The following is a 13235-nucleotide window of genomic DNA, read 5'->3' as shown; positions in this document are numbered from 1 at the left end:
GCCTTTCCGGGTGACATTCCGACACCACCACACCCCCACCACCCCCGCGCGTCGCTCCCCACCCCACCCACCAACCCGTGCTACACACCCCCACCACCCACGACCCAGCCACAACCCCACCCCAGCCCGGACCCAACCCCCACCCCGACAGCGCACCCCACAGCAGCGCACCCCTCCCCCAGAACCACCCGCACCCAGGAAACGCGCGGCTTGGTCACCCCGGAGACGCCTGGTCGCCCCGGAGATGCAGGTCGATGAACAGGAGAGCGCCCCGCTGCCGCTGAGCTTCGGCTAGCGGCACCCGGGCATGACACAGCGGCGAACCAAGGCCTGCGGCGTCCTCGTGGGTATGGCGCGTCACCGGCCCGGTCACGGCTCGCTGTTCAGCAACGTGCTCAGCCTCCTCGGCGTTACGCCACCAGCAATGCCATCGCGCCGACCAGACGTTCTGCTGCCGACTCAACCAGTGGGAATCAGAGGAACTCGGCGAGCCCGTCGAGGAAGCGGGCCACCTCGTCGCTGGTGTTGTAGGGGGCCAGACCCACGCGCAGGGCGGGGTCTTCCAGTTTGAGCGCGGTGAAGGGTTCGTAGGCGTAGAACGACCCGGCCGGTGCCACCACCCCGCGCGCGGCCAGGTGTGCCTGAGCCTCGCGGGCGTCGCGGCCTTCGAGAGTCATCAGAAGCGTCGGGGTGCGGTCGGGTGCCTTCGAGTGCAGGGTGACGGCGTCGCCCAGGGACTCCAGCCCTTCCTCCAGCCGTGCGCGCAGGGTCAGTTCGTGCTCGTGCGTGGCCTCAAGGGAGCGGGTGAGGCGCTCCCTGCGCGAGACCCCCGTGCCCGGGTCCAGCTCGGCGAGGAAGTCGACGGCGGCGGCGGCGCCCGCCAGGATCTCGTACGGCAGTGTGCCGAACTCGAAACGCTCCGGCACGGCGTCGGAGGACGGCACGAGCTTGTCCGGGCGCAGGGTTTCGAGGAACTCGGGCGCCGCCGCGAGGACCCCGCAGTGCGGTCCGAAGAACTTGTAGGGCGAGCAGACGAACAGGTCGGCTCCGAGGGCGGGTACGTCCACGAGGTGGTGCGCGGCGTAGTGAACGCCGTCCACGTACAACAGAGCGCCCACTTCATGGGCGCGGTCGGCGATCCGGCGGACGGGCGGCTTGGTGCCCAGCACGTTCGAGGCCGCCGTGACCGCGACCAGCCGGGTCCGGGACGTCAGGGCCCGCTCGTACGAGTCGAGGTCGAGTTCCATGGTCTCCGGGACGAGCTCGATCCAGCGGACCGTCACTCCGGCGCGCTCGGCGGCCTGGACCCAGGGGCGGACGTTGGCGTCGTGGTCGAGGCGGCTGAGGACGATCTCGTCCCCCGCGCTCCAGGTCCTGGCCAGGTGGCGGGAGAAGTCGTACGTCAGCTGCGTGGCGCTGCGGCCGTGGACGATGCCGCTCGCCGGCACGTTCAGCAGATCGGCGTAGGCGGCGCGGAAGTCCGTGACGGCGCGCTCGGCGTTGAGTTCGGACGGGCTGACGGTTCCCCGGTTGGACAGCGGGCCGAGCAACGTGGCGGTGATGGCGTCGGCCACGGGGCGGGGAGTCTGCGTTCCGCCCGGACCGTCGAAGAAGGCGAGCCCCGCGGCGAGGGAGGGGAACCGGGCCCGCAGGGCGGTGAGGTCGATGGCCATGGGGTCCCTGCTTTCCATCGGGCGGAGTGCCTCATCTCGGCGTGCATCTGAGCGTGCATCTACTCTGGCGTCGATCTTGAGATACGTAAAGCAGACGTCGTACCGCTCTACCGGGAGATCCGCGCCGTCAGCAGACCCGGTGCCCGCCCGCCAGTACTCGACGAGCTGGTCACTCCTGGCCGGTGCCATAGACAGCGCGCAGGCGTAAGGGGGAATCACAGTCCGGCGATCACGTGGTCGACCCGTTCAAGGGATGCCGTGAGCCTCTCGGCCGGCGCTCCGGGAGGAAGCCCGCGCTTCGTGTCACCGAGGCTTCGTCGTCGGCGATGCAGCGGCTACTGAGAAGCGCCTTGAGCGGTACTCGGATGACGGTGAGTATGAGTGCTCATGTGGGCAGCGATCAGCTTCCTGCATGTTGCGTACATGCGATCGACATCCCTCTCGAAGCCTGTTATGGCGGCCGCGCTCGGCTGCATGGTTCTGTCTGGCTGCGGCGCTCAGAGCGCCGCCACTGATCAGCCCCCCGCAGGCAGCGCCGTCTCCGCGACACCCTCACTGGACGCTGCGCACAACGATCCGGAGACACGGTTCCTCAAGCTGATCACCCGCATCACACTGGGATGCGCGCCAGACTCCCCCGACGACGAGAACGCCCATGTCGTGCCCGAGCCAGAGGACCTGCCCGGTTGGGAGGACGCGCCCGCACCGAGATACGGGCCGGGCGAGACCCCGCCGGGTGTCCCGAACGCCGACGGCGACATACCGGTTCCGCTGCCTTCGGATGCTCCCCGGCCGCCGAAGTCGACTCCTTCCACCGCCGAGCACAAGCCACCAGAGGAAGTGCCGCTGACCGACATCGAGAGGTGCGGCGGCAGCGAGCACGCGAAGCGCGTCAGCGACGCGCTCAGGAACACGAGGACGACCAGCTACCACGCGATGCAGAAGAGACTCACGGACCTGGACTACCCGGCGTCGCGGATTCACCGGATGCCGGACCATGCAGGTGCGCCGCGGGCCAGGCTCGACCTGCGCTTCATCGGGGACCACTTGACCCTCGAGGTCACCGGCACCGGCAGCGGGGTGACCGTCGAAGCGTTCGGGGCCCCGGAGATGGAGGGCGTGAAGGTCACCGACGTGGAACGGAGACCGAAGCCGAACACGCCCGCGTCCTGATCGCATCGCGCGCGAGCTGTGGCGTGAGGAAGTATTGCGTGCCCGGCCGCCGCACGGGCCGGTCACGCCGCCACGTTCCTCAGGAAGGTCACGATGAAGCTTCTCCTCACCGACTCCGGTGTCAGGAACGCGAGCATCCAGGATGCGCTGGTCGACCTCCTGGGAAAGCCGATCGCCGAGTCCAGCGCTCTCTGCATCCCTACGGCGGGGTACGGGGCTCCCGACGCTGATCCGGGCGGGCCGTGGCGATTCGTCAGCGGACGATCCCCCAGCCCCATGACCGGGCTGGGGTGGAAGTCGGTGGGCGTGCTGGAGCTCACCGCGCTGCCCAGCATCGAGGAGGCGCGCTGGGTGTCCTGGGTCCGCGAGGCCGACGTCCTGCTGGTCAATGGCGGTGACGCGCTGTACCTGTGTCACTGGATGCGGGGGTCCGGGTTGGCTGAACTCCTGCCGTCGCTGACCGACACGGTCTATGTGGGACTCAGCGCCGGGAGCATGGTGATGACGCCCCGTATCGGGGAGGAATTCGTGGGCTGGAATCCGCCCTCCGGCGGCGACAGCACCCTGGGCGTGGTGGATTTCTCGATCTTCCCGCACCTGGATCATCCGGACTGTCCGGAGAACTCCATGGCCGCGGCGGAACGGTGGGCGGCCAGGATCGCGGGTCCGGCGTACGCGATCGACGAGCAGACCGCGATCAAGGTGGCCGACGGCGCCGTCGAAGTGGTCTCCGAGGGCCACTGGAAGCTGTTCTGAGACTTGCGCTTCTGGAACCGCGCGTCGTCGTGGAAGGGGGTGCTCGCCCTGGGTGCCGGCCTCCGGCATACCGACAGGGTCGGACACCAGTAGCTCGGGAACGGAACGATGCCGGATCACGTATGCGGCGACACGGATTCCGGGTAGGGGCATCCCGGCATTGGCCGGGGCATCCCGGATTGTCCGTCATCGACGCCGTCCGTGAGGGGATGGAGTTCTGATGGGCCTCCGATGAGCGTCTGATGGACCTCAAAAGCACCCTTGGAGAACAACCGTTTAGGCTGGCGCGGTGACTGATGGGCACGAGCGGGTGCAGCCGTCGGGAGTCTGGGCCACGGCAGTGGGGGTGGCCAGGGTCCGGGCGCTGGAGACCGAGCGGGAGGACGCGCTGTTCCGCGACCCGCTGGCACAGGCCTTCGCCGCCGCCGGCGGCCTGTGGCCCTCCTCGCCGCCGCCCGACGACGAGGCCGCGCGACGCCGTCGGCTGGCCGTGTCGTTCTCCATCGTCATCAGGACCAAGTTCCTCGACGACCTCTTGCGGCAGGCCTCCGCGTCCGGGGTGAGGCAGGTCGTGCTGCTCGGCGCCGGCATGGACAGCCGGGCCTTCCGGATCGACTGGCCCGAGGGCACCCGGCTGTTCGAGATCGACACCGCCGCGCCACTGGACTTCAAGGCGTCGGTGCTGCGCCAGGAGCGGGCCGTCGCGCGCTGCGAGCGGATCACCGTCGCGGTGGATCTGCGTGAGGACTGGCCGGGCGCGCTGGCCGCCGCGGGGCACGATCCGGCCGTGCCCACCGCGTGGATCGCCGAAGGGCTGCTGATCTATCTGCCCGAGGAGGCGGTGGAGCTGCTGCTGGCCCGGATCAGCGCGCAGTCGGCTGCAGGCAGTCGGCTGGGGCTGACATTGGGCTCGCGTGGCGTGATCGAGCGCTTCGCCGGGGACGCCGCGCCGGGATCGGCGGCGTCCATGTGGGTCTCCGAGATGCCCGACGACCCGGTGGGCTGGCTGGCCCGGCACGGCTGGGAGGCCGACAGCCACACCCTGCGTGAGCGCGCTGCCGCCTACGGCCGCCCGATCAGCACCCCGCCGCGGCACCAGGAGGGGCCCGGCGGGCTGGTCTCGGCGATCCGCCGGTAGAACGGCTACGAGTTCCCTGGCTAGCTGATCGATGCCGAGGCTCGTGATCGCTAGGGGCCTCCGGCAGAGCCTGCGCGAAGGCGTCGTCCTTATCTTTCGGGCCGAGCCATGCACGTCATCTCACGGGCCGAGCCATGCACGTCGAGGGCGCATGGCTCGCCACAGACACGGCGGTGATCCCACGGCTGGCATGACCGCCCGGGCCGTCGCTCTGTGATGCGACTGCCGACACGGTCGGCGTCAAGCGCGGCGCGGGCCGGCTCCGGCGCAGCGGACGCAGGTGGTCGCCGCCGGCCGGATCTCCAGGCGTTCCGGCGGAATCGTGCCACCGCAGCCTTCGCACCGCCCGTACTGTCCCCGTTCGAGTCGCTCCAGTGCGCGGTCCAGTTCTTCCAGGTGCTCGCGTGTCTGCGCCATCAGGGCGGCGACGTGGGCCCGCTCGAAGGCGGTGGTGCCCCCTTCGGGGTCGTGCTCGTCGTCTACCGCGACCAGCGCGTTCGCCGCCACGATCCCGTCGAAGTCGCGGCTCAGCGCGGCCGCCCGGGCGAGCGTGTCGGCGCGGTCGGCCGCGAGGCGTGCGCGGGCGGTCGAGGCGGGCCCGTCGTGGCCGTACCTAGGTGCTTCTCCCATGCTGCGACAACGCTGGTTCGCGGGCTCCGATTCCCGGTCGCGCCCGGCGTCCGATTCCCGGCCGCGCCCGGCGTCCGATTCCCGGCCGTGCCCGGCATCCGCTCCCTGATCGTGCCGGCCTCCGATTCCCGGTCGTGCCCGGCATCCGCTCCCTGATCGTGCCGACGTCCGATTCCCGGCCGTGCCCGGCGTCCGATTCCTGACCGTCCCCAGCGTCCGCCGCCGCCTCGGCTTCCTGGTCGTGCCCGGCATCCGATTCCCGGTCGTGCCCGGCATCCGCCAGCGCCTCGGGCATGCGCGTGTTGGCTCGAGCGGCGGCCTGGGATTCCTCAGGAGGCGGTGCGGCTGTCGGCTGCGACCTGGGCGATGGCAGATCGCCAGCAGTTCCCTGCATCCAGATGGAACGGGTGAGCGACGACCTGACCGTCGCCGGGTGCACGGGCCCGCCAGGGCGAAGCGCTCCTCTGAAGTTCCTCAAGTCGTCTGGCGCGCCCGGAACATGACCATCAGGCTCATCCTCGTGACAGGAATCGTGGGACTGAGCAAGAAGAGCGACCTCGTGCTGACCATCCGGGACACGGACGTGGTCGCGGCGGCCCTGCGCGAGGCACTGGCGCAAGCCTCGCCCCAGGAGCGTCCCGGTCTGGAACGTGCCGTCGCACTCGTCGAAGCCACCGCCGGCGCGACCGAGAGCCGGCTGCGCGCCCGCTGGGTCCGCGGGCGGCTGGCCGCCGTCGGCTTCACCGGTGACATCGCCTCCGTGGCGGCCGTGAAGGCGCTGCGCCAGGCGGAGCCGAAGCTGAGCCTGCTCGCGGCGGTGCGGCTGCAGAAGGAGGCAGTGGCTCATCCGGAGTGAATCCGGCAGCCCCGCACCCCCGGCATCGTCGAGTGCCGCGCCCCGCCCGCACGAGAGGCGGGCAGGGGCGTGGCGTGCCCGGTGCCCGGCACCGATCGCACGGGCCGCTGTACCGGAAGCCCACCGCGGAACGGAACCGGCTCGCTCGCCCGCCCCGATGCGAAAGGGCCGCGGCACCAGGCAGGATCGACACCATGGACTACCGACGTGCCGTCGCGGCCGATGCTCCGGCCATGGCCGAGCTCTTCGCGGCCAATCACCACGACGCGCTCACGGAGCAGGAGCGTGCGCAGCGGGGCTTCGTACAGGGGGACCTCGGTGCCGAGACACTGCGCTCGATGGCCGTCGGCGGGAGCCTGCTGGTCGCGGACGACGACGGACGCCTGGCCGGGCTGCTCGGACTGGCGCCCCCGGAGGACCTGCCCAGTGCGCCCCCGCCGGTCCGAGCACTGCTGGATGCGCAGGATTCCCTGGAGTGGCGAGGACGCCCGCTGCGTTCCACGCCCTTCCTGCGGTACGGGCCTGTGGTCGTCGCCGCCGGCTACCGCGGGAAGGGGGTGGCCCGGGGACTCTTCACCGCGGCGCTGCGGGCGGCATCAGGACGGGCCGATGTGATGGTCGCCTTCATCGAACTGGCCAACCAGGCGTCGTGGCACGTCCACGTGGACGGGTTCGGCATGGTCCCCCTGGGGGAGTTCACCCTTGGCGACCGCGCCTATGGTGTCGTCGGCGCATCCACCCGGCCCGCTGTGACACCGGGCACCTGAGCTTCCACGATCATCTCCCCTGCACGCGCGCCGACCAGCCGCGCGTCGGCGCTGCGCACGCTCCGGGCAGCCGGCACCCGTCCGTGAACGTGATCGTCCGCATGCCGGATGCGGCCTGCGAAGGGTCTCCGTGGCCGCCTGCCGCCCGGCCGAAGTGCCGGCAGGGTTCCTGACTGCGAAGCTGTAACGGACACCTTGCTTGGGGAAGTTTTTGCCTGTGACCGGTTCCCGACGCCCGCGACCAGGCGGCACGGCAGTTGGCAGATTTCGCGGAGGCAAAACACGGCCGAAATCATGACGGCCGGAGTGCCGATCGTGTTACGGCCGCGTTGACCGGCACCGAGTGCCTGGCGGACGCTCGTCACATAGGTGCTCGATACAACCGGTTTTCCGGTCGGCCCTGCGGACCCCGAAGCCGCAGACCAGCGACGGGGCGGCGGCCGGCCGGAGCAGGAGGTAGCGCATGTGCGGCATCACCGGATGGGTTTCCTACGACCGTGACCTGACCACCGAGGCCACCGCATTGCATGCGATGACCGAGACCATGGCCTGCCGGGGCCCGGACGACCGCGGCACCTGGACCGAGGGGCCCGCCGCCCTGGGACACCGCCGGCTCGCCATCATCGACCTGCCCGGCGGCCGCCAGCCGATGTCCGTCCCGACCCCTGAGGGGACCGTCGCCCTGGTCTACTCCGGGGAGGCCTACAACTTCACCGAGCTGCGCCGGGACCTGAAGGACCGCGGCCACGCGTTCACCACGGACTCCGACACCGAGGTGGTCCTGCACGGCTACCTCGAATGGGGTGACGCCGTCGCCGAACGGCTCAACGGCATGTACGCCTTCGCCGTCTGGGACGGCCGCCACGACAAGCTGGTGATGATCCGCGACCGCATGGGCATCAAGCCGTTCTACTACTACCCGACTCCGGACGGCGTCCTGTTCGGCTCCGAGCCCAAGGCCATCCTCGCCAACCCGCTGGCCCGCCACCGCGTCACCATCGACGGGCTGCGCGAACTGTTCGTGATGGTCAAGACCCCCGGGCACGCCGTCTGGGACGGCATGCGGGAGGTGCAGCCGGGCACGGTCGTCACCGTCGACCGCTCCGGTCTGACCACCCGTGTCTACTGGCGGCTGGAGACCCGCCCCCACCCGGACGACCGTGACACCACCGTGGCCACCGTGCGCTCCCTCCTGGACGACATCGTGCGCCGTCAGCTCGTCGCCGACGTGCCGCGCTGCACCCTGCTCTCCGGCGGCCTCGACTCCTCCGCCATGACCGCGCTCGCCGCCCGGCAGCTGGCCGCACAGGGCGAGGAGGTACGCAGCTTCGCCGTGGACTTCGTCGGCCAGACGGACAACTTCGTCGCCGACGAACTGCGGGGCACCCCCGACACCCCGTTCGTCCACGACGTTGCCCGGCTCGCCCGCACCGACCACCAGGACATCGTGCTCGACGCCGCCGCCCTCGCCGACCCCGCCGTGCGCGAGCAGGTGATCCGGGCCCGCGACCTGCCCGCCGGCTTCGGGGACATGGACACCTCGCTGCTGCTCCTGTTCCGCGCCATCCGGCAGAAGTCCACGGTGGCCCTGTCCGGCGAGTCCGCCGACGAGGTCTTCGGCGGCTACCTGCAGTTCTTCGACGAGGAGGCGCGCCGCGCCGACACCTTCCCGTGGCTGGCGACCATGGGACGCCACTTCGGTGAGGACGCCGAGGTGCTCCGCGCCGACCTCACCAAGTCCCTGGACCTGGAGGGGTACGTCGCCGACGGCTACCGCACCGCCGTCGCCGCCGTCGACCGGTCGGACGGCGAGAGCGACTTCGAGTACCGCATGCGGCAGATCAGCCACATGCACCTGACCCGCTTCGTCCGCGCCCTGCTCGACCGCAAGGACCGGATGAGCATGGCCGTCGGCCTCGAGGTCCGGGTCCCCTTCTGCGACCACCGGCTGGTCGAGTACGTGTACAACGCCCCATGGGCGCTGAAGTCCTTCGACGGACGCGAGAAGAGCCTGCTGCGCGAAGCGACCGCGGATGTCCTGCCACGCTCGGTCTACGACCGGGTCAAGAGCCCGTACCCGTCCACCCAGGACCCGCGGTACGCCCGCGCCCTGCAGGACCAGGCCAAGGAACTCCTCGCCCGTCCCGCCCACCCCGTCTTCGACCTGGTGGACCCGGACCGGGTCCGGCGGGCCGCGGAACGCGAGGCACCGGTCAGCACACAGGCGGCCCGACGCGGTCTGGAACGCACCCTCGACCTCGCGGGATGGCTCGACCTCTACTCCCCCGAGATCACCCTCCACTGAACCCCGCAACCCCAGCCGGTCGCCACTGCCGCTGACCGCCCCCGCAAGGAGTGCCACCAGCGCACCGTCACCGACTCGAAGGGCCACGGCGGTGACATGCCTCCCTGTGAGCTGTCGACCGGAGTGGCGGCTGGGTTACGCTTTCGGCGGTGTCGACCGTGTGCCGGCGTCTGCCCTGTACCGAGGACGAGGAGTCGCAGACGTGGCGGGTGACGACGACATCTCCGGGTGAGACCCGGATCTGACGGCCACCGGCCGGCGCTCAGGAGCGCTGCAGCCGAGGTGGTCCGTTTCGTCGTACCCCTTTTCCCACGTCTGCCCGGGGCAGAGTTCTGCGCTCTGCCCGCAACCCGTCCGAGGTCATCTTCATGTCCGACGCCGCTTCCGTCGTCTGCTCGAGCCTGTCCTTCGCCTGGCCCGACGACACCCCGGTCTTCCATGACCTGTCCTTCGCCCTGCCCGCCGGCCGCACCGGCCTGGTCGCCCCCAACGGCTCCGGCAAGAGCACCCTGCTCAAACTGATCGCCGGTGAACTCCGGCCTGCGGCCGGTTCGTTGACGGTAGGCGGCACGCTGGGCCACCTCCCGCAGAGCCTCCCGCTGACCGGTGACCTCACCGTCGCCGAGGTGCTCGGCGTCGCCGCGGTGATCCGCGCCCTGGACGCCGTCGAGTCAGGCGACGTCGGCGAGGAGCACTTCGCGACCATCGGCGACGACTGGGACATCGAGGAGCGCACCCGCGCCCAGCTCGACCGCCTGGGCCTGTCCGGCCTCAACCTGGACCGGCGCCTGAGCACGCTCAGCGGCGGACAGGTCGTGTCCCTCGGTCTCGCCGCCCAGTTGCTGCGGCGCCCCGACGTCCTCCTCCTCGACGAGCCCACCAACAACCTCGACCTCCAGGCCCGGCACAAGCTCTACGCCGTGCTGTCGGACTTCACCGGCTGCCTGCTTCTGGTCAGCCACGACCGCGCCCTGCTCGAGCGCATGGACCGCATCGCAGAGCTGAACAGCGGCGAACTGCGTCTCCACGGCGGCAACTTCACCGCCTATGAGGAGGCCGTGCACGCCGAGCAGGAGGTCGCGGAGAAGAACGTCCGCAACGCCGAGCAGGAACTCAAGCGGGAGAAGCGGGAGATGCAGCAGGCCCGCGAACGGGCCGAGCGTCGTGCGAGCAACGCCGCCCGCAATCTCAAGAACGCCGGCCTGCCCCGCATCTTCGCCGGCAACATGAAGCGCGGCGCGCAGGAGTCGGCGGGCCGGGCCGGCCAGACGCACGCGGCCCGCGTCGGCGAGGCGAAGGCCCGCCTCGACGAAGCCGGACGCGCGCTGCGCGACGAGCAGCGCATCACCCTGGACCTTCCGGACACCCAAGTCCCCGCCGGGCGCACCCTCTTCTCCGGGGAGAAGATGCAGGTCCGCCTTGGAGACCGTGACGTGTTCGCCCCGGCTGGCGTGGAGTTGAGCATTCGCGGCCCCGAGCGGATCGCGCTGACCGGGCCCAACGGCGCAGGGAAGAGCACCCTGTTGCGTCTGGTCACCGGTTACCTCGCCGTGGACGAAGGGGAGATTCGGCGCAACGACGGTCGGATCGCGTACCTCTCGCAGCGTCTGGACCTGCTGGATCTGGATCGGACGGTGGCGGAGAACTTCGCCGCGTTCGCGCCGGAGCGGCCCGAGGCGGAGCGGATGAACCTGCTCGCCCGATTCCTCTTCCGGGGTTCGCGAGCCCATCTGCCGGTCGGCGTGCTGTCCGGCGGCGAACGGCTGCGCGCCACCCTGGCCTGCGTACTGTGTGCCGAACCGGCTCCCCATCTGCTGCTCCTCGACGAGCCGACCAACAACCTGGACCTGGTCAGCGCGGGCCAGCTGGAGAGCGCGCTCAATTCCTACCGGGGCGCGTTCGTGGTGGTCAGCCATGACGAGCGGTTCCTCGCCGGGATCGGGGTGAACCGTTGGCTGCGGCTGGCCGGCGGTACGTTGGAGGAGACGGGAGCGCCGGTGGGGTGATCCTCCGGTGTGTGCAGTCGCTCGCGTCCGAGGCTCCGTGCCCGGCGGTCCCATCACCGATCATGTTGGACGGTTGCCCGTGCCCCACCCCGCTCTGGTCGCCCACGACCTCGTCCGCAGCCTGGGCGGCCGCCGCATCCTCGACGGCATCTCCCTGACCGCCTCCCCCGGCCACCGCATCGGTCTGATCGGGGAGAACGGCGTCGGTAAGTCCACTCTGCTGCGGGTGCTCGCCGGCGTGGACGAACCCGACGCCGGAAGCGTCACCCGCCCGCCCGACCTCGGTTTCCTCCATCAGGAGATGCCGTACGACACGGACACCACCATCGCCGCCGTACTGGACGAGGCACTGCGCGAGGCCCGGGAGGACCTCGCGGAACTTGACCGCCTCGGCGAGGACGTGGCCCGCGTCCCGGCCGACGACCCCGGCCACCAGGCCCTCCTCGACGCGTACGGCGAGCGCCTGGAGCAGGCTCAGGACCGGGAGTCCTGGGACGCCGACCGTCGCGCGGCCCAGGTCCTGGACGGCCTGGGCCTGGGCGCGTTCGGACACGACCGCACCCTCGGTTCGCTCTCCGGCGGGCAGCGCGCCCGGCTGGCCCTGGCCGCCCTGCTCGTACGGCGGCCGTCGGCGCTGCTGCTGGACGAGCCGACCAATCACCTCGACGACTGTGCGGCCGCGTTCGTGGAGGAGCAGCTGCGCGGCCTGCCCGGAACCGTGGTCGCCGCCAGCCACGACCGGGCCTTCCTCGACGCCGTGTGCACCGATCTGATCGACCTCGATCCGGCGGTGGACGGCCCCGTCCGCTACGGCGGGAACTACAGCGCGTACCTGTCTCGCAAGCGCGCCGAGCGGGAGCGCTGGGAGCGGCGGTACGCCGAGGAGCAGGAGGAACTGGCGGCGCTGCGGCGATCGGCGAGCGTCACCGCGCACCGGGTCGCGCCGGACCGGGGCCCTACCGACAACGAGAAGATGGGCTACGGCCACCGGGGCGGCCGGGTGCAGCAGCAGATCTCCCGCCGGGTCCGCAACGCCACCCGGCGGCTGGCGGAGCTGGAGCGCGCCCAGGTCGCCGAACCGCCCCGCCCGCTGCGGTTCGCGGCGGCCGGGGAACTGGCCGCGCGCAGCGAGGAGGAGGCGCCGCCGCTGGTGTCGTTGCGGGACGTGCGGGTGCCGGGGCGGCTCGCGCTGGAGGGCCTGAAGGTGCCGGCGACGGACCGGCTGCTGGTCACCGGCGGCAACGGGGCGGGCAAGTCGACGCTGCTCGCGGTACTGGCGGGACGCCTCGTGGCCGAGGGCGAGGTGCGGCGGCGCGATGGCCTGACGGTGGGGCTGCTGGACCAGGACACGGTGTTCGAACGGGGCGGGCGTACGGTCCGGGACACGTACGAGGCGGTGCTGGGCCCGGCGCGGGCCGAGAAGGTACCGCTCAGCTCCCTCGGTCTGCTGCATGAGGCTGACCTGGACAAACCGGTGGGACACCTGTCCGTGGGCCAGCGTCGGCGGCTGGCGCTGGCGCTGCTGGTGGCCCGCCCGCCCCAGCTGCTGCTGCTCGACGAGCCGACCAACCACCTCTCCCCGCGCCTGTGCGACGAGCTGGAGGAGGCGCTGGGCACCGGTCCGGGTGCGATCGTGGTGGCGAGCCACGACCGCTGGCTGAGGAGGAGGTGGCGGGGCCGGGAGATCCGTCTGGGGGCGGGGCGGGAGGTTCTACGTGCCCCGGTCGCCCAGGCGATCCGGCGCCGGACCTGACGGATAGTGTGACCGGCCGGGCGGTGCTCGAGCGGCCCCGTCCGTCCTCCCCGGCGCGACGACCGAGCCATCGGCCGGAAGAGGCGCGTTTTCCGGCCAGTACTCACAAGTAGCGGTACGTGAGACTGCCGCGAGGAGGGAAGATCGCGGTCGTGTACCGCGAAGACATGCCCGGCTG

Annotated in this window: 10 protein-coding genes; 8 read left to right on the top strand and 2 right to left on the bottom strand. The window is 71.1% G+C overall.

All coding sequences use genetic code 11. From position 1 onward, the window contains the following. Positions 1-473: 473 nt before the first annotated feature. Positions 474-1673 (bottom strand): cysteine desulfurase-like protein, encoded by a 1200-nt coding sequence (locus tag ACFQ9Z_RS33410; protein ID WP_383028472.1) that lies wholly within the window; start codon positions 1671-1673, stop codon positions 474-476. Between the two features lie 387 nt (positions 1674-2060). Here ACFQ9Z_RS33410 and ACFQ9Z_RS33405 point away from each other — a divergent pair, with 387 nt between their 5' ends. From ACFQ9Z_RS33405 to ACFQ9Z_RS33395, 3 genes are all read left to right on the top strand, one after another. Next, positions 2061-2846, top strand: a complete 786-nt coding sequence (locus tag ACFQ9Z_RS33405; protein ID WP_383028468.1) for a hypothetical protein — start codon at positions 2061-2063, stop codon at positions 2844-2846. Between the two features lie 93 nt (positions 2847-2939). Next, positions 2940-3602, top strand: coding sequence for a Type 1 glutamine amidotransferase-like domain-containing protein (locus tag ACFQ9Z_RS33400; protein ID WP_383028465.1), 663 nt, complete (start codon positions 2940-2942; stop codon positions 3600-3602). Positions 3603-3891: 289 nt separating this feature from the next. Then, positions 3892-4740: a class I SAM-dependent methyltransferase gene (locus ACFQ9Z_RS33395; RefSeq protein WP_383028460.1), complete on the top strand. Its 849-nt coding sequence runs from the start codon at positions 3892-3894 to the stop codon at positions 4738-4740. A 240-nt stretch (positions 4741-4980) separates the two neighbouring features. Here the strand turns inward: ACFQ9Z_RS33395 and ACFQ9Z_RS33390 are convergent, their stop codons facing one another. Beyond that, positions 4981-5370 carry a TraR/DksA family transcriptional regulator gene (locus ACFQ9Z_RS33390; protein WP_383028457.1) on the bottom strand — a complete coding sequence of 130 codons (390 nt, stop codon included), beginning with the start codon at positions 5368-5370 and terminating at the stop codon, positions 4981-4983. Between the two features lie 520 nt (positions 5371-5890). Here ACFQ9Z_RS33390 and ACFQ9Z_RS33385 point away from each other — a divergent pair. The 5 genes from ACFQ9Z_RS33385 to ACFQ9Z_RS33365 all read left to right on the top strand — a co-directional run bounded on the left by ACFQ9Z_RS33385 (position 5891) and on the right by ACFQ9Z_RS33365 (position 13057). Further along, a complete protein-coding gene (locus tag ACFQ9Z_RS33385; protein ID WP_383028452.1) occupies positions 5891-6226 on the top strand; it encodes a hypothetical protein in 336 nt (111 codons plus the stop codon). Between the two features lie 194 nt (positions 6227-6420). Then, positions 6421-6993, top strand: coding sequence for a GNAT family N-acetyltransferase (locus tag ACFQ9Z_RS33380; protein ID WP_383028448.1), 573 nt, complete (start codon positions 6421-6423; stop codon positions 6991-6993). Between the two features lie 463 nt (positions 6994-7456). Continuing rightward, positions 7457-9298, top strand: coding sequence for an asparagine synthase (glutamine-hydrolyzing) (gene asnB / locus ACFQ9Z_RS33375; protein WP_383028441.1), 1842 nt, complete (start codon positions 7457-7459; stop codon positions 9296-9298). 368 nt (positions 9299-9666) lie between these two features. Further along, the gene (gene abc-f / locus ACFQ9Z_RS33370; protein ID WP_383028436.1) at positions 9667-11304 is read left to right on the top strand and encodes a ribosomal protection-like ABC-F family protein; all 1638 of its coding nucleotides are present in this window, start codon (positions 9667-9669) and stop codon (positions 11302-11304) included. 79 nt (positions 11305-11383) lie between these two features. Beyond that, positions 11384-13057 (top strand): ABC-F family ATP-binding cassette domain-containing protein, encoded by a 1674-nt coding sequence (locus ACFQ9Z_RS33365; protein ID WP_383028431.1) that lies wholly within the window; start codon positions 11384-11386, stop codon positions 13055-13057. Positions 13058-13235 lie beyond the last annotated feature (178 nt).

Source organism: Streptomyces sp. NPDC056580 (assembly GCF_042793175.1).
In the GTDB taxonomy this organism is placed as follows: Bacteria; Actinomycetota; Actinomycetes; order Streptomycetales; family Streptomycetaceae; genus Streptomyces.
The sequence above is the reverse complement of the archived record's forward strand: the minus strand, read 5'-3'. Positions and strand labels throughout refer to the sequence as shown.

Bases quoted from the DNA above. Each gene is read 5' to 3' on its own strand.
- ACFQ9Z_RS33410 (WP_383028472.1), bottom strand. From the start codon at position 1,673: ATGGCCATCGACCTCACCGCCCTGCGGGCCCGGTTCCCCTCCCTCGCC.
- ACFQ9Z_RS33405 (WP_383028468.1), top strand. From the start codon at position 2,061: ATGTGGGCAGCGATCAGCTTCCTGCATGTTGCGTACATGCGATCGACA.
- ACFQ9Z_RS33400 (WP_383028465.1), top strand. From the start codon at position 2,940: ATGAAGCTTCTCCTCACCGACTCCGGTGTCAGGAACGCGAGCATCCAG.
- ACFQ9Z_RS33390 (WP_383028457.1), bottom strand. From the start codon at position 5,370: ATGGGAGAAGCACCTAGGTACGGCCACGACGGGCCCGCCTCGACCGCC.
- ACFQ9Z_RS33380 (WP_383028448.1), top strand. From the start codon at position 6,421: ATGGACTACCGACGTGCCGTCGCGGCCGATGCTCCGGCCATGGCCGAG.
- asnB (WP_383028441.1), top strand. From the start codon at position 7,457: ATGTGCGGCATCACCGGATGGGTTTCCTACGACCGTGACCTGACCACC.
- abc-f (WP_383028436.1), top strand. From the start codon at position 9,667: ATGTCCGACGCCGCTTCCGTCGTCTGCTCGAGCCTGTCCTTCGCCTGG.